The following is a 19,313-nucleotide window of genomic DNA, read 5'->3' as shown; positions in this document are numbered from 1 at the left end:
TTGGCAATAAAAAAGGCGGCTTGAAAGCCGCCTTTTTCGAAAGGTCAAAAGAAGCTTAAGCCTCTTCAGTTTTTTCTTCTTCTGTAGAAGCTTCGTCCTGATCTTCCGTTATTTCTTCAAGAACGTCTTCAGGAACTTCTTCAACGAATTCGTTCTCAGCAGCAATTTGTTCCTCATCAAATGAGGACATGACGGCAGAGCCAGTCTCAAACTGTGTTGCAGCTTCATCAGCACTGCGTGCGATGTTTACAACAACTGTTTCAGAAACTTCCGGATGCAATTGAACGACAACGCCGTGCAAACCCAGAGTTTTGATCGCACGATCAAGTACAACTTGACTGCGTGCAATTTTAACACCTGCTTCAGATACTGCTTCAGCAATATCGCGGCTTGTTACTGAACCATAAAGCTGACCACTTTCACCCGCAGCACGGATCATGGCAACTTTAACGGCAACAAGTTCAGCGGCTACTTTTTCAGCTTCTGACTTGCGTTTCAGGTTTTCTGCTTCAAGAACAGCACGGTCTGCTTCAAAAGCAGCCTTGTTACTTTCTGTTGCGCGAAGAGCTTTCTTCATTGGCAGCAAGAAGTTACGAGCGAAACCGTCTTTAACGGTAACAACATCGCCCATCTGACCGAGTCTAGCTACTCGTTCCAAGAGGATGACTTGCATAATATGTCTCCTTCCTTTGAGCGGTTATTGTACGATGAATGGCAGAAGCGCAATGTTACGAGCACGCTTGATAGCTTTTGCAAGCTCACGCTGTTTCTTACCAGAAACGGCAGTGATACGGCTCGGAACGATTTTACCACGCTCTGAAATATATTTAGTTAGCAACTTCACATCTTTATAATCGATGGTCTGTGCATTTTCGCCGGAAAACGGGCATGTTTTACGACGACGGAAAAATGGACGACGTGCAGCCATTGCTCTTAATCCCTTCTGTCGCCGCGATCACCCCGATCGCCGCGGTTATTGTCACGATCACCACGATTGTCGCCTCTTGGGCCACGACGGTGATCTTTGTCGCCTTTAGAGCGAAGAACAACCGATTGGCCTTCCTCAAGCTCATCAACGCGTATAGTCATGTAACGAAGAATGTCTTCGTTAAGGCGCGCCTGGCGTTCCATTTCCGCAACAGCCGCATGCGGAGCATCTAGGTTCAAAAGAACATAATGACCTTTGCGGTTTTTCTTGATGCGGTATGCGAGGCTTTTTAGGCCCCAGTATTCATTTTTGGCAACTTTGCCACCATTTTCCTCGATAACTTTCGAGAAATCGGCTGTAATGCTTTCCACTTGCGTCGCGCTAATATCCTGGCGCGCAATGAAAACATGCTCATATAAAGCCATGCTTTACTCCTATGTGCTGATCGCTCCCCAGTCACCATGAGCAGGGGCCTCCAGCTCGCTTCAAAATCCTTTGCAAGGTTCATCTTCGAATCACCATTGCTAAAGAAGCCGCTTTCATAGCTGCGAGATATAGGAAATGCAAGGGAAACTATTGGTTAGAGTATAGAATACTCCGAACAATTTCAGTGTGGTTACTAAGGAAGCTGGCTAATATGAATTTCGAGGTTAAAATCTCAATGAGGAATAATTGCCCATGCCATTCCATCGCCTTCCATAACTTGGTCTGTGCGAGCCATTTCTTTTCGTGTTCTCCGATTGAAAGCACGGACTTCATTTAGCCTTGGAAAAGTTACATATATAGTCTCACCGTCCGATGATGAATGAATGCCTAGAGGCGGCGAGTTAAAGCTGATCTTATCTTTCAAGTCGCCGCTACCAAGGTCAAGGATTGAAATCCCTCTTGAGAATGTATTTACCACCCAGACTTCTGAGGCACCTTCGGTAACTGTCATTTTGACAGGGAAGCGTCCATGGCTAGGAAATTCATTGATAATCGTGCCATTATCGACTCTCACGACAGAAATGGTGTTTTCCTGTGTGTTGCCAACCCAAACATTCTCACTGTTTGGTTCTAGTGCCAGACCTTCTGCGCCAGCACCAGTTTGCACGGTTTTGACGGTACCTGATAGGCGATTCAAAATCGAAATAGATCCAGCACTGACATTGCTTGTTATTATATAGTTGTTGTCAGGTGTCGCGACCAAAATATGACTTCCTGGCACACCGAGCGGCCAATTTTTAATAAGTGCGCCCGTTTTCTCGTTTAGTTCCATGACACGGGATTCGTTCTGACATGTCACCCACAGATGTTCGTCTGGGCTGAGGACTATGCCGTGACTACGCTGACAAATTGGAAATTCGCTATTTTGAGGGTTGTCAGATGCCAAAGATATCCGGTTCAGTGTTTCAGATGCTTCTGAAGTAAACTGCATCTGTGATGGTAGTATCGGTTCTATGTGTGGTTTTGGATACACGCCGTAAGCCGGCGTATATATTATCTTGCCATTACTACTAGTGGCAACTTCATGCGGACCCTTACCCGTTGGGTATCTTGCGACAACCTCTAGTGTGTATGGATCAAGGGCCACAATTTCATGATTTGATCGGCTCACTACGACAAGGACGCGCTTCAAGGCTTCAGTAGTTTGGAAGAGAAAATCCGAGGCGCTTTTGTAGTATATTTCTGTGTCCCTTGATGATGAAGACCCTGAACTAGTATAAAAGAAACCTTGTTCATCGTTAGTGATGCGCGGCATCAGGTCACTGCCTGTCGTATTTATGTGGGATAGGGGTGTCGCATCACCCCAATTGCCAGCATTCTTCTTATATAAATACAGGTCACCGCTTGCCGATTTCGCACCTTTACGCCCGGAGGCTTCAACAATAAGGTATTGCTCGTCCTTATCGACAAACAGATTCCATTCACTAGTTGTCATATTAACGGGTGCGCCAAGGTTTTGAGGTGGCTGATATGTTCCATTTGCGAAGCGAGATATCCAGATGTCTCCTGCGCCCATGCCGCCTGAACGTCTGCTGGAAAAATAAATGTTACCATTGGCCGTGACAACCGGACTTGATTCAACGGTATCAGAATTGATTCCTCTTAAGGGTTTAGGATCGATGAATGATCCGTTTTGATAACTAACCTGCCAGATATCGTCATCTGTTTTCGCGGTGCCGCTCAGACCTTGGTTAGACGTAAAAAATAATGTTCGGCCGTCTGGTGAAAAAAATGCGTCAGAGGTTTGGAACACTTTGCCGAATAATGGTTCTGGTGTAGTCCATTCACTCAGAACTTTGTGCGTCACATACAAGGTTGATTGATTGTTTTTACTTCCCCATGCCCCTGACATTCTGGTGAAAACAGCGGTATTGCCATTTGGGGAAATGACAAGCCCGTATTCAGGAAGAGGTGATGAAATTAAAGAAAGTAAGGATGTGTAATTAACATCCTTTGCCGCATTAACGTGCACAGCGTTTATCAATGTTATGACTAAAGCAAAAGCCAAAGGTATTACGTGAAGCCAAAGGAGGGCGCAGCGTAATCTGGTTTTCAAGTATCTAGTGTAATGTTGCATAGACACCCGCTCGTCATTTTTATCCACCATCGTAACCATCCCCACATAGGTTTTCGATATAAGTAATATAATATAACATAATTATTTCTCGACGATAAGCATCAGCTAAACAACCAAGAAGTTTGAAGCTTTTGGCAGTGAAGTGCATAAAAAGTTCGCGCAAACAAAATTTTGAGATAAAAGTACTGCGAGGAGTAGGGCTTGTGTTTGCCGGATTTGATGAACAAATAGTTGATGTTGACGGCGTGCAGATTTTTGTACGCAGTGCTGGACCTAAAGGTGCATTACCGCTTTTACTTTTACACGGATACCCTCAAACATCTGCGATGTGGCACTTAGTGGCCCCAGCTCTTGCCGAAGAATACCAGGTTATTTGTCCAGACCTTCGGGGTTGTGGACGCTCTGATAAGCCCGTTTCAACAAGTGATCATTCACCTTATTCCAAGCGGACTATGGCCAATGATATGGTCAAGTTGATGGGTGCTTTTGGGCATCAGCGTTTTTTTGTTGGCGCGCATGATCGGGGCGCGCGTGTGGCGCATCGTATGGGTATGGACCATCCAGATAATGTTGCTGCGATGGTATTACTGGATATTGCACCAACACGGGAGATGTACGTAGGCACAACAGCAGAATTTGCGAAAGCTTATTGGCATTGGTTCATGCTTATTCAGGACGTACCTTTGCCTGAAACGTTAATTGGTGCTGACCCTGATAATTATTGGAAAACAAAGTGTTTTAATCAAGCGGGTTACAATCCGTTTCAACCTGAAGCTTTGGAAGAATATCTAGCAGCATTTAGGGACCCAGCGGTTATTCATGCAACATGTGAAGATTATCGTGCGGCCAAAACAATAGATATTGTTCATGACGATGCGGACGGTGACAACAAACTGGATATGCCAATTCAAGTGCTATGGGGAAAGACAGGCGTGATAGAAAAATGTTTTGACGCAATGACTTTGTGGCAAGCCAGGGCAGATAACGTTGTTGGCGAAGCCATTAACTCAGGCCATTATATGGCTGAAGAAATACCTGATGTGATCATTAAGCGATTTGGTCAGTTTTTCCGTTTACATGAAAATAGAATGAATGAGGCGTCATAATGTCGGCTAAAACCCTTTATGATAAATTGGTAGATACACATAAAGTTTGTGACTTGCCCGGCGGGGATATTCTCGTTTACGTCGACTTTCACATCATGAATGAGTATACTAGTCCTCAGGCTTTTTCAGGATTGAGTACAAAAGGTGTGCCTGTTTGGCGCCCTGAGGCACATTTGGCAGTCGTTGATCATGTGAACGGTACGCGTCGCCGCGAAGGGCCTGATGAAGCGTCAAAGCTTTTAATCAGCAATCTTGAGAAAAACTGCAGTGAGCATGAAATTGCTCTTTATACTCTTGGTGACCCGAGACAGGGTATTGAGCATGTTGTTGTACCTGAACAGGGGTTAGTCGTGCCAGGTATGCTTATTGCTTGCGGCGATAGCCACACAACTACATACGGTGCATACGGCGCGTTAGGTTTCGGTATTGGCACTTCTGAGGTTGAGCATTTACTTGCTTCGCAAACATTGCGCTATAAGCGATTGCAATCAATGTTGGTTCAAATTGATGGCCCAACAGCGCCGGGGGTAACGGCTAAAGATATTATTATGCATGTTATTCGAACTGTTGGTGCGGGAGCTGCCAACGGGTTTGCAGTTGAATTTGCAGGCTCGTCCATACGTTCTCAAGATATGGCGGGCCGCATGACTATATGCAACATGGCGGTAGAGTTGGGTGCCCGTGCAGCTTTAATCGCAGCGGACGAGGTGACAGCACAAGCATGCTTGAACAAACCGCATAGTGGCCAATTTGAGTTTGACGTGAATGGATGGCAATCTGATGAAGGTGCTGTGTTTGCACGTGAAGTTATCATTGACGGTGCGGATATTGAGCCGTTGGTTAGTTGGGGAACCAGTCCTGATCAATCACTGCCGGTAAGTGCTGCCATACCAACTGAGCGCGATATGGCGACACCAGCTGCAAAAACGGCCTTAAAGCGAGCACTCAATTACATGGGCCTGCAAGAAGGACAAAGCCTTTCTGAGGTTAAGATAGACTGTGCCTTTATTGGATCATGTACAAATAGTCGTATCGAGGACTTGCGCAGTGCTGCCAAGCTTTTACGCGGGCGTAATGTTGCAAAAAATGTGTTGGCGATCATTGTGCCAGGCTCTAGCGCTACGCGTGTTCAGGCTGAAGCGGAAGGGCTGGACCAAATTTTTATTGAAGCAGGTTTTGAATGGCGACCGGAAAGCGGATGTTCCATGTGCCTTGCGATGAACGATGATGTGGCATTGGACGGCGAGCGTGTCGCATCTTCCACCAACCGTAACTTCGAAGGACGACAAGGTAGGGGCGCACGCACGCATCTCATGAGCCCGGCCATGGTTGCAGCATCTGCAATAGCTGGAAAACTGGCTGATGTGCGTCATTATAGTGAAATGGAAGAATAGAGCGTGGTGAATAAAGTATCAGGAATTGCCGCAGCGTTAACTCAACCAAATGTCGACACCGATGTTATTATGCCCAAGCGTTTTTTGAAAACCATTACGCGTAAAGGCCTTGCGGATGGTGCCTTTGCTGATTTGCGGTTTGATGAAGATGGTAAAACCAGACCTGAATTCATTTTGAATCAGTTGCAGTGGCAAGACGCATCAATTTTGGTTGTGGGGAACAATTTTGGTTGTGGCTCAAGCCGTGAACATGCAGTTTGGGGCCTAATGCAGTTGGGCATAAAGGCGATAATAGGTACCGACTTTGGCGGTATTTTTTATGACAATGCACGTAAAAATGGCCTTGTTCTTCCGATTGTTGATGAAAGTGTTCGAAATAGCTTATTCGTGGTAGCTGCCGAAGCAGAAAAGGCAGTGTTTGAAATTGATGTAGAACATCAGATTATTCGCGCTGATGCTCAGGACTTCGTGTTTGAAATGGATCCCGCAACACGACAAGCCTTGTTGTTAGGACAGGATGAAACGCTGGATACACTTAAACTCTCTGACCAGATTCAGGCTTTTGAACAAGTGCACCATGGGAAAATAAAGGTTAATGTTAATAAGTAACCATGTCGCCAAGTCGACAGAGCAATGCTTACAACAAGCCTAACGTTTGTAATTCAGCCGCTAACTCAGGCGATCCGGTACCCGCCTCGCTATCGCCTGTGATAAGATCAGCTGGCGCATTTTCCGGTTGAAAGTACCGCCAACCCTGGAAACCATTTTTAGCCTGTGGAACAGTTCGTATAACCTTGGGTATGATGCACATCTGGCAACCTTTACGCCCATCAAGCCGTTCTTCGCTCCGAATATCTACGAGAGATGCCCTTGCGACAACTTGGCGCTTGATGATCCAGAATACCGAGCCGCCGTCCAGTAGCTCATCACGGCGCTGAGGTGTATTGCGTGAGGACATCGCCATTACATGGCCAAGCTCGGGGTCTTCAAAGCTATAACGCGCAACAACACGCTCTAGTTCTTCGACGGACGATGTGCCAGCAGCTACTTTTAGTATGTGAAGGGTCATAGAGAAGGGTGAAGCTCATTTGTTTAGATGTAATGTAATCACTATACGCGTAAGCATTTAAGTAGATCAATTGATTGAAGTATATTCCTAACATCATATGGATTAAAAATGCTTTTACCAAATCTCTTGCTTTTCAGGCGTACTGTATGTCATTCCGGCTAAAGGAAACTCTAAACTTATGGAGACATAGATGACCCGCGCACTCGTATTTCCTGGCCAAGGTAGTCAATTTGTTGGCATGGGAAAGTCCCTTGCTGATGCTGAACCCGCAGCAAAGCTGGTTTTTGAGGAAGTAGATGATGCGCTTTCTCAGAATTTATCCAAAATTATGTGGGAAGGCTCGGAGGATGATTTGCGTCTGACAGAAAATGCACAACCCGCATTGATGGCGACTTCTTTGGCTGTTATTCGAACGCTTGAAGCTGGCGGACTGATGGTAGAATCGCTTACCAGTCATGTAGCGGGGCATTCTTTGGGCGAATATTCTGCTCTGGCAGCTGCTGGTGCCTTTAGTCTTGCAGATACTGCGAAGCTACTAAAGCTTCGCGGGCAAGCGATGCAGCGCGCTGTTCCCGTAGGTGAGGGGGCTATGGCCGCTATACTTGGCTTGTCGCTGGAAGATGTGGGTACCGTATGCACTGAAGCTGCTGACGGCGAGGTAGTTGTTGCGGCAAATGATAATGCTGATGGGCAGGTGGTTATTTCAGGGCACAAAGGTGCGGTGGAGCGCGCAATAGAGCTTGCTAAAGAAAAGGGTGCCAAGCGCGGTATGTTATTGCCCGTGTCTGCACCTTTTCATTGTCCATTGATGAAGCCAGCTGCTGATGAAATGAAAGCTGCGCTTGCAGGTGTAGACATCAAACGGCCTGTCGTGCCTGTAATAGCAAATGTTCTAGCTGCTCCCATCAGTGAACCAGAAGGCATTGCTAATCTTCTCGTGGAACAAGTGACTGGTTCTGTGCGCTGGCGCGAGAGTGTAGGTTCAATGAGCTCTCTCGGAATTGACACATTAGTCGAGGTGGGCGCTGGTAAAGTTCTGTCTGGACTTGCTCGGCGTATTGACCGGAGTTTGACGGCTGTTAATTTACAAGAACCAGCTGACATTGAAGCATTTGTTTCTTCACTTTAAGAAAGTACTTTAAGATGTTTGATTTAAATGAAAAAAATGCACTGATAACAGGCGCAACTGGTGGCATTGGTGCTACAATTGCTCGCACTCTTCATGCTGCGGGCGCCACTGTTGCTATATCAGGTACGCGTGCAGAAAAGCTGAATGAGCTGGCGGCTGAACTGGGTGAGCGTGTACATGTAGTGCCTGCTAATCTTTCGGATAGAGAAAGCGTTGATGCACTTGCAAAAGCAGCTGCTGAAGCAATGGGTAGCATAGACGTGCTCGTTAACAATGCAGGTGTAACCAAGGATAACTTGGCTATGCGCATGAAAGACGACGAATGGGACACTGTATTGCAAGTGAATCTGGAAAGTGCTTTTCGTCTTATGAAAGGCTGCGTTCGCGGTATGATGAAGGCGCGTAGTGGGCGGATCATTAACATAACATCAGTTGTGGGTGTGACAGGAAACCCGGGACAAGCTAACTATGCTGCTTCCAAAGCAGGTATGATAGGGATGTCAAAGTCATTTGCTCAAGAGGTTGCGAGCCGCGGTATTACTGTGAACTGTATTGCGCCCGGGTTTATATCTACGCCGATGACAGATGCTTTGAATGATGATCAAAAGGCAGCAATAACAAGCGGTATCCCTTCCGGGGAATTAGGTACACCTGAAGATATAGCGGCTGCCGCCTTGTATTTAGCAAGCAATGAAGCCAAATATATGACAGGTCAAACCTTGCATGTTAATGGCGGTATGTTAATGGTATAAGCCCTGTTCAAGGTTTGAGGTAAAACTCGGTATTTTGAACATGTGATTGGAAATGTTAAAAAAGCAAAGCGGGCTTCTCAAAGCGATTAAACTGTGTTACGAGCACGGTCGATGCGGCGAGATCAGAGCGTTAGAACTGGTTGTCCCGTACTGCTAGAGATTTTTCAAACCGAAGAATTTCTGTTTATCGGTGTTAAAAACGAGGAAAAAGCAATGAGCGATATCGCCGAAAAGGTGAAGAAAATCGTAGTCGAGCATTTAGGTGTGGACGAAGACAAAGTAACCGACACTGCGAGCTTTATTGATGATCTTGGCGCTGACAGCCTTGATACAGTTGAGCTGGTCATGGCGTTTGAAGAAGAATTCGGAATTGAAATTCCAGATGACGCCGCCGAGAAAATCCAGACCGTCAAAGACGCGATCGATTTTATCAGCGCGAATTCTTAAGCTGGAACTATACTTCTATTAGGGCAATAACCGAGCAGTAATGTTTGGTTGTTGCCCTTTTTTGTTTCAGGTAAGCTTTACTTGAAATATTTTGATAATTTGGCTTCCTGTATGTGTTTTTTTCACGATACTATAGTGTAGTCTGATGTTATCAAGCTGACGTGCTTTTTGGACTAATGCTTCGATAAAAGAATGAGGAAAAATTGATGAGAAGAGTCGTTGTAACCGGATTGGGTATGGTTTCTCCACTTGGAGATACGGTTGATACAACATGGAACCGCCTGATTGAGGGGCAATCTGGGGCTGGGGCTATAACACTCTTCGATACGGATACATTCCCTTGTACAATCGCATGTGAAGTGCCACTCGGCGATGGCAGTGACGGTACATTTAATCCTGACGCATATATGAGCCCTAAAGATCAACGCCGTGTTGATAACTTTATTCTATTTGGAATGGCCGCGGCTCAGCAAGCTGTAGAGGACGCAGGCTGGGTTGATCCAGGTGATGAGGAATGTTTGCGAACAGGTGTTATGATTGGCTCAGGTATTGGTGGTTTGCGCTGGATTGCGGAAACATCAATCACATTACATGAACGCGGTATTCGCCGTGTTAGCCCACACTTTATTGCAGGTTCAATCATTAATCTGGCGTCTGGAAATGTTTCTATCAAATATGGTTTTAAAGGGCCGAATCACGCACCTGTGACGGCTTGTTCGACAGGTGCGCACGCCATCGGTGATGCAGCACGCCTTATTGCACTTGATGATGCTGATGTAATGGTTGCCGGTGGAACCGAAGCGTCTATTTGCGCGATTGGTTTTTCAGGCTTCTGTCAGTCGAAGGCACTTTCTACAAGTTACAACGATGCGCCTACAACGGCTTCACGCCCTTGGGACAAAGGCCATGATGGCTTTGTTATGGGTGAAGGTGCTGGTGTTGTGGTACTTGAGGAGCTTGAGCATGCTAAAGCACGTGGTGCTAAAATATACGCTGAAGTTACAGGCTACGGTATGTCCGGCGATGCTTACCACACAGTTGCGCCAGCACCAGACGGCAACGGCGGCTTCCGTTCAATGCAGGCTGCAGTTAAACGGGCTGGCATAAATGTAGATGCAATTGATTATATTAATGCGCACGGTACATCCACGCCTATGGGTGATCCAATCGAGTTTGGCGCAGTGAAGCGCCTAGTTGGTGACCATGCAGGCAACGTTGCGATGTCTTCAACGAAATCATCTATTGGGCATTTGTTGGGTGCAGCTGGTGCTGTCGAGGCAATATTCTGTATTAAAGCAATACAGAATAATGTCGTGCCACCGACGCTCAACTTGCATGACAGAGCCGAAGGTTGCGAGGGCATTGATCTGGTTGCGCTTGAAGCACAGGAACGCAAAGTATCTGCCGCACTATCAAACTCATTTGGTTTCGGCGGTACGAATGCTTCGTTAGTGATGCAAGAATTTTCTAAATAATGGCACGCTAAATAATAAATTACCTGCAAATGATAGTTTCTCTTCATGGCCGTTTTCGTTAGAATATGGCCATGAATAAAGCTCGGCTAACACATACTGCTGCTATTCTAATTGTTTCAGGCCTGATCTCATTGATAACCGCGTATGGATACGTAAATCGAATAGCCAACGAGCCAGGCGACCATTCCAGTACATTTCTCATTTATCTTGAAGCAGGGGACACGCTTTCAACTGTTGCAGATTACGCAAGCCTCGCTGGCGTGGTGGATAGCCCTTGGCAATTAAAACTTATTGCTTATGTAAGCGGGCTCCAGAATAAAATTTACGCTGGCGAATACGAAGTACTTAAAGGGCTAAGCCCTAGAGAATTAATGCAAAAAATTGCTGATCAGCAAACCTATAAGCGCAGACTAGTGATTCCGGAGGGTAGTTCCGTTAAGCAAGTGGCAGCTATTCTTTCTTCAAGTTTTGGTGTTGATATGACCGGATTCGAATTGCCTGTTGAAGGTAGCTTGTTACCTGAAACCTATTTTTACGAGCGCGGTGTTTCGGCCAATGAACTGACCAGGCGGATGCAAGATGCGATGAAGCAAGCCTTTAATTCATTGTGGAAAAATAGAGCGATGAATTTACCTTTTATGGATCAAGGCGAAGCAATTACATTGGCTTCAATCGTTGAAAAGGAAACAGCTCAATCAACCGAGAGAGATAAGGTTGCAGCCGTATTTGTAAATCGCCTGAGGCTAGGTATGCGCCTGCAATCAGACCCAACAATAATATACGGTATTACGGCGGGCATGCCTCTAGGCAGACCAATAAGTAGGTCAGACTTGAGAGGTGAAACACCGTACAATACATATAGGCGTGATGGCTTGCCGCCTACAGCTATATCAAACCCGGGGTTGGCGTCACTGACTGCGGTTTTAAATCCGGCTGATGTACCTTATTTGTATTTTGTTGCGGACGGTACAGGTGGGCATGCTTTCGCCGAGACCCTTGAAGAGCATAATCGCAACGTTGCTCGCTGGCGGCAAATTGAAAAAAACAATAATTGAATTGTTGTTAAAATCAGATGCTTTTCTATTTCAGCATCATTATAAGACCACAATAATATACCTTACATTTGATTTCCTTGGGTGAAAAATGACACTAAAAAGTATGACAGGTTTTGCACGGCGCGGTGGACTACTTGATAGTTTTCGCTGGAATCTGGAAATCAAAAGCGTCAATAATAAAGGGCTTGAGGTACGCGTTAAATATCCGGTTTTTTTAGATGGGTTTGATATTGATATCAAAAAAAGTGCGTCAAAAGCTCTTGCAAGAGGGTCTGTTTTCATCAACTTGCAAGTTGATCAAGCTGATCAAGAAGAAAACTTTGTTGTCAATGAGAAGCGTTTGAATGCGTTAGTGACACTAGCAAAAAAATATAAAGATACGGAAGGTGTTGCGCCTGCACAGATGGACGGTTTGCTAGCCATTAAAGGTGTAGTGGAATTGGCAAACGATGAGCCGAATGAAGATCAAGTTACAACACTTAAGTCAGCATTGAGCAAAGAGCTTACAGAGTTGCTTAAAGATCTTGATGGTGCGCGTGAAGCTGAAGGTGAGCGTATGTATGCTTTTCTTGAAAGCCAGTTAGCAGAAATGCGTGCGCTTGTAGAAGCTGCGAAAGATATTGCAGGCGATCGGGCGAAAGCAATGCAGGAGCGTTTTGTCTCGCAGCTAAGAAAGCTGGAAAACACAGAGAAGCCTGTTTCTGATGACCGTTTAGCGCAGGAAATTGCTGTTATGGTTGTCAAAGCAGATATTCAAGAAGAACTAGACCGCTTAGATAGCCACTTTGAGGAAGCTGATAATCTTTTGCGAGACACTAAACCTGTTGGTCGCCGTCTTGATTTTCTTTGTCAGGAATTTAATCGTGAAGCAAATACACTGTGTTCAAAGGCAAGTGACACGCGCTTGACAAAGGTTGGTGTTGACTTGAAAGTGCTGATCGATCAGTTCAGAGAACAAATTCAGAATATTGAGTAGTAAAGGCGAAGTTATGTCTTCAGATGCTGTAAGTAACAGGCGCGGTCTTATGTTGGTAATGTCTTCTCCTTCTGGGGCTGGCAAAACTACGTTAACGCGCCGTCTATTGTCTGAAGATGATGACGTAGTGATGTCTGTTTCAGCCACAACGCGCGAGCCGCGTCCTGGCGAAGTTGATGGCAAGGATTATTTCTTTGTCTCGCATGAACGCTTCAGGGAAATGATCGACGAAGGTGAATTGTTAGAGCATGCTGTAGTTTTTGAAAACAGGTACGGCACACCGCGTGGTCCAGTTATTCAAGCGCTTAATGCTGGTAAGGACGTAATCTTCGATATTGACTGGCAGGGTACACAGCAGCTTATGTCAAGTGCGAGTGCTATTGACTTAGTACGCATATTTATATTGCCGCCCAGCATCAAGGCTCTTGAAGAGCGACTGCACAAACGTGCACAGGACAGTAATGAAACAGTCCAGAAGCGCATGGCGCAAGCTGAAAGTGAGATTAGTCATTGGGCCGAGTATGATTATGTGCTGATTAATGATGATCTTGAGAGAACATATGAAGACCTAAAGGCGATCGTGCGTGCAGAGCGTTTCCGGCGGGAACGCCGCCCGGGCATGTCTGATTTTGTTCGGCAACTTATAGAAGAACGCCAATCGTAACCATTAGGCTCTCATTTTCTGATAATGAAGAGCTAACTCAACAAATTGTTTCACAGTTAAGTCTTCTGCCCGAGATGTCGGGTCAATATTTGCGTTTTCAAGAAGCGTGTGGGCGTTTACACCCAAACCCTTAAGGCTTGCTCTTAACATTTTACGTCGTTGCCCAAAGGCTCGCTCTACAACCTTTTCCAGCTCATTTAATTGAACGTTAGCATCCAATGGTTCAGTTGGCTCAAAATGAATAATTGCACTGGACACTTTTGGAGGCGGCGTAAAGGCGGCAGCCGGCACGCGCATTGCTATACGGACATTGCCGCGCCACTGTGCCAAAACTGACAGCCTGCCATAGGCTTTTGTATTAGGTTTGGCTACTATGCGTTCAGCAACTTCCTGCTGAAACATCAATGTAAGAGACGCATACCACGGTTGCCATTTTTCTAAGGTTAACCATTTTACAAAAAGCGCTGTACCAACATTATAGGGTAAATTTGATGCAATTCGGGCGGTCTCGTTTGGGGCTAGATTCAATAGCTCAAGCTCATCACTTTTCATTGCATCGCCTTGATGAACTGCAAGGCGGTTTTCAAATGCTTCTGATACTTGATTTAGGGCAGGGATGCAGCGTTGATCCATTTCTACGGCGACAACACGCTTTGCACCGTTTGAGAGCAAACCACGTGTAAGACCACCTGGACCAGGTCCAACTTCATAGATAACACTGTCAGATATATCGCCAGCAACTCTGGCTATTTTGCCAGTTAAGTTTAGGTCGAGTAAAAAGTTTTGGCCAAACGCTTTTTTGGCTTGAAGCTCGTGGCTTTTTATTACCTCACGGAGTGGTGGTAAATGTTCGCTCACTTTTCAACTCGTTGATTAGACTTGGCAATCATATCAGCAGTCATTCTTATTGCAGCCAACATGCTGTCTAACCTGGCAATACCTTTGCCAGCTAGTTCTAATGCCGTACCGTGATCGGGCGATGTGCGGATGATTGGTAGTCCAAGTGTAATGTTCACGCCGCCCCAGAAATCGAGCGTTTTAACAGGAATAAGTGCTTGATCGTGATACATGCACAATACTGCGTCATAATTTTCTCTGGCGTCAGCATGAAACAAGGTATCTGCCGGTAATGGGTCTGTAACATTAACACCGTTATCTCGGAGCGCCCATATTGCAGGGGCAATGTGTGTCGCTTCCTCCATGCCGATCATACCGCTTTCCCCAGCGTGCGGATTAAGCCCCGCAACGGCTATTCGTGGTTTTGCAATATTAAACCGGTTGCGTAAATCATGGTTGATAACCGTACCAGCGTGAATGATACGTTCAGTTGTTAGGTGCTTATGAACATCTTTAAGCGGCACATGCACTGTAACAGGCACTACACGCAAGTTTTGTGCAGCCAGCATCATTATTGAGTGATTGTCTTCCAAACCGCAAAGCCGCGCCAGGTATTCAGTGTGTCCAGGAGCATCAAATCCCACCTTATAAAGGGCAGCTTTATGAATGGGGGCTGTAACAACACCTGATATATGTCCGTTTAATGCCAGAGATGTGGCACTATCAATTGCATCAATAACAGCTTGAGCGTTCTCGGGGCTAATGGTGCCAGGTACAACTGTGGTTATGGGTGTTTTGGTTTCGATGACTGTGAGGCGATTGCCAGCTAGATCAAGGTTGCCATCCACAGCGTCTGTTTCGCTGATAACATTTAGTGGCAAATCTGCGTCGACAGCCTTTAGAGCAATAGCAGACCCTGCGTAGACAAAAGGAGGCAAAGCCAGTTGTTCTCTAGCGCGCCAAAGTCTTGAAATTAGTTCCGGGCCAATGCCAGCTGGCTCACCCATTGTTATTGCGAGCGGCTTTTTAGCGGAGATTGACACTGGAAAATCTAGCGATAGTCTACGATTGCATCGCGGCGAATATCGCGTAGGTAACGGCGCGCCATCATAGACAAACGTTGTTGCTCAATCTGATCGTAAATAGTGTCGAAATCAGGTTCCTGAACGGTTGGTTCGACCTTGTCACACAAGACAAGAACACGTAGCCCGTCTTCCAGTTCAAGTACTTCAGTCGATTGACCTATCTCAAGTGTTTCGACACGGTTACGAATTTCACCTTGCAGGTCACGAAGGCGCAGCGGTGCGATTTCAGTTTGAGTGGTGATGCCAGCTTCACTAGCCAGCCCGGGAATTTCACCGCATGTTGTTGTTCGATCTTTAAGACCGCCAACTACGGTTTCATATTGCGTACGTTTCTCATCGAAATCAGCTGTTCCCAAGTGTAATTGGCGCAGTACGACTTGTGCATCCAGAGGGTCAACAGTCAAAACCCGACGACGATCTCGAACAGCAAGAATAACATAACCACCTGGTGTACGAATTGGATCAAGTACAGCGCCAACCTCGCTATTTTCCACTTGCTCGCGGTGAAGAGGGTCTAATTCGTTAGCTGTTGCCCAACCTAAGTCGCCACCAACAGCGGCGCTAGATGACGCAGATAATTGCTGAGCAATTTCACCGAACGTTGCGCCGCCGCGAATCTGCTCAACGAGTTGCCTCGCATTCGCTTCCACAGTAGCTGCTTGCTCAGGCGAATCTGCTAGCAGTACAATTTCGCCTAATCGATACTCAAACTTGCCGCGGTCATCATAGATGCGCTGAATGAAGGCTTCTACTTCTTCATCGGAAACACTAACAAAAGCGCCAAGGCGACCCTGAACAAGCTGAGACCATGAAATTTCGGCTTCCATTTGAGCTTGCATACTCTCTTTACTGGAGCCGATGGATTGCAACGCTTGTGCAAACTGTTCAGGCTCTTGTCCTACGCTTTCGGCGCGTCTGTCAAAAAACTGATCCAGTTGTGCTTTTTCAATGGTGAGTTCAACTTCTGCTGCTTCTTGCATCTGCAGGCGTTCATCAACCATTGAACGAATGACTTGTTCTCTTACTTGAAGAAATTCTTGCTGCGTGCTTACGCCGCCTGAGATTGCGATAACAAGGCGCAGGCGTTGATTTATATCGAATGATGAAATTGGTTCGTCGTTAACTAAAACTTCAATAGCATTAAGTGGCTGCACCTCAGGCGCCTGCTGCGCCTGCTGTTGGCTGGCAGCAGACAGCGAGGCTACTACGCCAATCAAACCACTTAAAACTCCCTTGCGGGCTATTGTTTTCATACTGTTACTCAACTTCGTCATACTCAAAATATCTTCTAATCTGGTTTCAAACCAATATTAGCTAAGCCTTTTAGCCTTTTTCAATAGGTTTCACTACCCTAAATTCGTCAACTTCACCCTAAACATAATAGATGTGCCAGGCTCAACGTCACGGTCTCTTGTAAAGGTCTCGCGAAGTCTTAGTCCAAGTTGGATACATTCATTTTCATATTCGATACCAACGCTATATTCTACGGGGCCTTTAGGCTGAACCAAACCAAGTATTGGATTAGGGATGTTGAGGAATGCAGTGTCTTCAAGCCTGCGAACCCAACCACCGGTTAATTTCCAATTTTGATCAAACTTATAGAAACCGTCAACGCGAATTTCAGATCGATCTTCTCTGTTAAGGAATGGCAAATTTCTGTTCAGGTCTATATAGCCTATGCGAAGTCGTTTCGTGTTATCACCAAATGTTACGTCAAATTCATTGCGACGTAAGGTGAAACTTTTGTCGTCCAAACGATACCGGTGTTCAAAATCTACCCAGCCTTTGTAGCTAATGTTAGTACGTCCGACTATATCAGAAAAATCGCCTTCGAGCCCAATGCCGTCTGCAAGTACTACATTTTGTCCCGTTATGCGCCATGACTGCCCAATAAGTATATCCGTGGTAAAATCACCGCCTTCATAACGCCACCTAACACCTAGGGTGGCGCGGCTACCTTCTTCAAACAGATCAAAGCCAGATGAGCGATCAGGCGAAAACAGATTAAGATCGTTTAATTCGAAAGCGCGGCTGTCTTCATTGATAATATTGTTTGGGGTGCCGCGACGCGGCGACACACTGACCTCGAGGATAGGTTCAATCGTATGTGTTCCAGTGCCAGCATATTTCACGAGCGGCCAGCTTATTGTGCCGGTCGCGCGTGCCAAAGTACGCAATTCTCCACCGTCAGCACCGCCAAACGAGCCAGAAAAGGCAGGATCATCTGGTCGATCCGTCTCGTCGAGGTTATAGAGATCCGCGCGCGCAAAGGCGTCGACATCAAGTACAAACCCTTTGGGTGTAATCCAGCGTCTTTGCCAATTTGCACTTGTTGATACACGCTGTGTATCCAGACCGCTTGTCCTGTGTAGGGCAAGTGCATTTCCTCTCAAGCTGATCGTGCCACCTAGCGGTTTAATGGTCGGAATATATTCTACATCAATTAATGGGAGCGCAAATGCGGCTAAGCCTGCATTATCCTCAATGCGAAGGCCCTGAAATGCTATTGTACGAGCAGAGGCATAGGACTCTCCAAAAAAACCTTCCAGTAAGTACTCACTAACTAAAGTATCAACATTTGAGATTTCATACCTGCCAAGATAGGTATCGTCTGAGGCATAATTCAAGCGGTATTGCGAGCGCCAGTTTTTCGAGTGGTTAAATAACCCTTCTGAAGAAATATGCCCGCGAAATTCTTTGTCCCCCGTCAAAGCATTATTGATGTCACGAGCATCTGTATAGGTGATGCTTCCATCGAATTTAAACTGACCATTGCCTATATGTTGACGGTATTGGCCTTTGAGAACCAAACCTTCGCGCGTTGTAATGACAGGAGTTACCGTTGCATCAATGCTTTCATTGAACACATGATAATATGGTATGCCAGCAACGAAACCGAGGTTTCGACTGGTTTGAATGTCGAGTGGTAATAAGCCACTTGCCCGATCAACCGTTGGGTCTGGATGTGAGAAATATGGTGTCCAGAAAATGGGAATGCCAAAAACCTCAAGAAAGGCATCATCGTAGTAAAGGCGGCGTTTGCCCTTGTCGTGCACTACTTTAACCGCTTTTAATTGCCAAAGTGGCTGTTTGCCACTGCCGTCAGCGCAAACTTGGCAAGGGCTGTATGCCGCGCGCTTTAGCGTTGTTCGGCCAGTTTCAGAAATACGCTCACCGGAAAGAGCAACAGCTTGAGAACCGTCAGTCATGATCAGGCGAATATTTTCGACAAACGCGTCCCTTAGTTGGTTCTCAAGTTTTATCTGCGGCGCAATAATGACGTCACCATTTGGTGTTGTCAGTTCCACGGCGCCAACAGCAAGCCCTTCGCCGCTTATTTCGTTATAAAAGACCTCACCGGCTTTGAGTGTATATCCATCGCGTGCAAGTGTTACATTGCCAATCGCACGCACTTCTCGTGTGTCAGGATTGTAGACGAGCTGATCTGCAATAAATTCTACTTGTTCAGATGAAGTTGCAAATGCTTTGTCAGGTGCAGCTACTTTTGTAGTTGCCTTGGGCACATTTTCCTGAGCAGTGGCTTGCCACCACGGAGATGATACTGATGTACCAATAAGTAGTAACGCAATTTTTGCTGGCCTAATGGCGCGTTGAATGAAGTGAATGGATGCAGACACTGGCAATGTTATCCTCAAGTTCTTTGTGTCTTGATAGCGGTCATTGGGCGTGTTCGCAATTACCGATCGACGGGTTTTTCAAGCTTTTAACCTTGTTAGGTAAAAATATGGCAATTTGGTGGGCGTATACTTGCCAATTGTGCCAATAACAGTCATTACACATATTACATCTAATTTTGTAAAGAAAACTGGATT

At 46.0% G+C, this 19,313-nt stretch carries 19 protein-coding genes; 10 read left to right on the top strand and 9 right to left on the bottom strand.

The features are described 5' to 3' along the window. Positions 1 to 55: 55 nt before the first annotated feature. The 4 genes from rplI to OEU88_RS11385 form a co-directional block, all read right to left on the bottom strand. Positions 56 to 673 (bottom strand): 50S ribosomal protein L9, encoded by a 618-nt coding sequence (rplI, locus tag OEU88_RS11400; RefSeq protein WP_262695298.1) that lies wholly within the window; start codon positions 671 to 673, stop codon positions 56 to 58. Between the two features lie 24 nt (positions 674 to 697). Then, positions 698 to 928 carry a 30S ribosomal protein S18 gene (gene rpsR, locus OEU88_RS11395; protein WP_262695297.1) on the bottom strand — a complete coding sequence of 77 codons (231 nt, stop codon included), beginning with the start codon at positions 926 to 928 and terminating at the stop codon, positions 698 to 700. Between the two features lie 5 nt (positions 929 to 933). Further along, entirely contained in the window at positions 934 to 1,353 is a 420-nt protein-coding gene (rpsF, locus tag OEU88_RS11390; protein ID WP_262695296.1) for a 30S ribosomal protein S6, read from the bottom strand. 233 nt (positions 1,354 to 1,586) lie between these two features. Next, on the bottom strand, positions 1,587 to 3,521 hold the full coding sequence (locus OEU88_RS11385; protein WP_262695295.1) for a beta-propeller fold lactonase family protein: 1,935 nt from the start codon (positions 3,519 to 3,521) through the stop codon (positions 1,587 to 1,589). A 173-nt stretch (positions 3,522 to 3,694) separates the two neighbouring features. Here OEU88_RS11385 and OEU88_RS11380 point away from each other — a divergent pair, with 173 nt between their 5' ends. From OEU88_RS11380 to leuD, 3 genes are read left to right on the top strand one after another with little or no spacing between them, the layout of a single operon-like run. Beyond that, positions 3,695 to 4,597: an alpha/beta fold hydrolase gene (locus OEU88_RS11380; protein WP_262695294.1), complete on the top strand. Its 903-nt coding sequence runs from the start codon at positions 3,695 to 3,697 to the stop codon at positions 4,595 to 4,597. Further along, a complete protein-coding gene (gene leuC, locus OEU88_RS11375) occupies positions 4,597 to 5,991 on the top strand; it encodes a 3-isopropylmalate dehydratase large subunit (RefSeq protein ID WP_262695293.1) in 1,395 nt (464 codons plus the stop codon). The genes OEU88_RS11380 and leuC overlap by 1 nt, the downstream gene beginning before the upstream one ends. A 3-nt stretch (positions 5,992 to 5,994) precedes the next feature. Next, positions 5,995 to 6,600 (top strand): 3-isopropylmalate dehydratase small subunit, encoded by a 606-nt coding sequence (gene leuD / locus OEU88_RS11370; RefSeq protein WP_262695292.1) that lies wholly within the window; start codon positions 5,995 to 5,997, stop codon positions 6,598 to 6,600. A gap of 28 nt (positions 6,601 to 6,628) precedes the next feature. Here the strand turns inward: leuD and OEU88_RS11365 are convergent, their stop codons facing one another. Beyond that, positions 6,629 to 7,060 (bottom strand): DUF1489 domain-containing protein, encoded by a 432-nt coding sequence (locus tag OEU88_RS11365; protein WP_262695291.1) that lies wholly within the window; start codon positions 7,058 to 7,060, stop codon positions 6,629 to 6,631. A gap of 190 nt (positions 7,061 to 7,250) precedes the next feature. On the opposite strand from OEU88_RS11365, the gene fabD reads away from it, so the two are divergent. The 7 genes from fabD to gmk all read left to right on the top strand — a co-directional run bounded on the left by fabD (position 7,251) and on the right by gmk (position 13,558). Then, on the top strand, positions 7,251 to 8,189 hold the full coding sequence (gene fabD, locus OEU88_RS11360) for an ACP S-malonyltransferase (protein ID WP_262695290.1): 939 nt from the start codon (positions 7,251 to 7,253) through the stop codon (positions 8,187 to 8,189). Between the two features lie 14 nt (positions 8,190 to 8,203). Next, positions 8,204 to 8,941 (top strand): 3-oxoacyl-[acyl-carrier-protein] reductase, encoded by a 738-nt coding sequence (fabG, locus tag OEU88_RS11355; protein ID WP_262695289.1) that lies wholly within the window; start codon positions 8,204 to 8,206, stop codon positions 8,939 to 8,941. A 213-nt stretch (positions 8,942 to 9,154) separates the two neighbouring features. Next, a complete protein-coding gene (locus OEU88_RS11350; protein WP_262695643.1) occupies positions 9,155 to 9,388 on the top strand; it encodes an acyl carrier protein in 234 nt (77 codons plus the stop codon). Positions 9,389 to 9,594: 206 nt separating this feature from the next. After that, complete coding sequence (gene fabF / locus OEU88_RS11345; protein ID WP_262695288.1) at positions 9,595 to 10,863, top strand: beta-ketoacyl-ACP synthase II; 1,269 nt, start codon at positions 9,595 to 9,597, stop codon at positions 10,861 to 10,863. Positions 10,864 to 10,934: 71 nt separating this feature from the next. Then, positions 10,935 to 11,918: an endolytic transglycosylase MltG gene (mltG, locus tag OEU88_RS11340; protein WP_262695287.1), complete on the top strand. Its 984-nt coding sequence runs from the start codon at positions 10,935 to 10,937 to the stop codon at positions 11,916 to 11,918. An 88-nt stretch (positions 11,919 to 12,006) separates the two neighbouring features. Beyond that, complete coding sequence (locus tag OEU88_RS11335) at positions 12,007 to 12,894, top strand: YicC/YloC family endoribonuclease (protein ID WP_262695286.1); 888 nt, start codon at positions 12,007 to 12,009, stop codon at positions 12,892 to 12,894. A 13-nt stretch (positions 12,895 to 12,907) separates the two neighbouring features. Then, a complete protein-coding gene (gene gmk, locus OEU88_RS11330) occupies positions 12,908 to 13,558 on the top strand; it encodes a guanylate kinase (protein WP_262695285.1) in 651 nt (216 codons plus the stop codon). Positions 13,559 to 13,561: 3 nt separating this feature from the next. On the opposite strand, the gene rsmA is transcribed toward gmk, so the two are convergent. The 4 genes from rsmA to OEU88_RS11310 form a co-directional block, all read right to left on the bottom strand. Next, the gene (rsmA, locus tag OEU88_RS11325; RefSeq protein ID WP_262695284.1) at positions 13,562 to 14,416 is read right to left on the bottom strand and encodes a 16S rRNA (adenine(1518)-N(6)/adenine(1519)-N(6))-dimethyltransferase RsmA; all 855 of its coding nucleotides are present in this window, start codon (positions 14,414 to 14,416) and stop codon (positions 13,562 to 13,564) included. Continuing rightward, positions 14,413 to 15,438, bottom strand: coding sequence for a 4-hydroxythreonine-4-phosphate dehydrogenase PdxA (pdxA, locus tag OEU88_RS11320; RefSeq protein WP_262695283.1), 1,026 nt, complete (start codon positions 15,436 to 15,438; stop codon positions 14,413 to 14,415). The genes rsmA and pdxA overlap by 4 nt, the downstream gene beginning before the upstream one ends. 8 nt (positions 15,439 to 15,446) lie before the next feature. Beyond that, positions 15,447 to 16,754, bottom strand: coding sequence for a peptidylprolyl isomerase (locus tag OEU88_RS11315; protein ID WP_262695282.1), 1,308 nt, complete (start codon positions 16,752 to 16,754; stop codon positions 15,447 to 15,449). Between the two features lie 72 nt (positions 16,755 to 16,826). After that, positions 16,827 to 19,118, bottom strand: a complete 2,292-nt coding sequence (locus OEU88_RS11310) for an LPS-assembly protein LptD (protein ID WP_262695281.1) — start codon at positions 19,116 to 19,118, stop codon at positions 16,827 to 16,829. Positions 19,119 to 19,313 lie beyond the last annotated feature (195 nt).

The organism is Kordiimonas aquimaris (assembly GCF_025574485.1).
Lineage (GTDB): Bacteria > Pseudomonadota > Alphaproteobacteria > Sphingomonadales > Kordiimonadaceae > Kordiimonas > Kordiimonas aquimaris.
The sequence above is the reverse complement of the archived record's forward strand: the minus strand, read 5'-3'. Positions and strand labels throughout refer to the sequence as shown.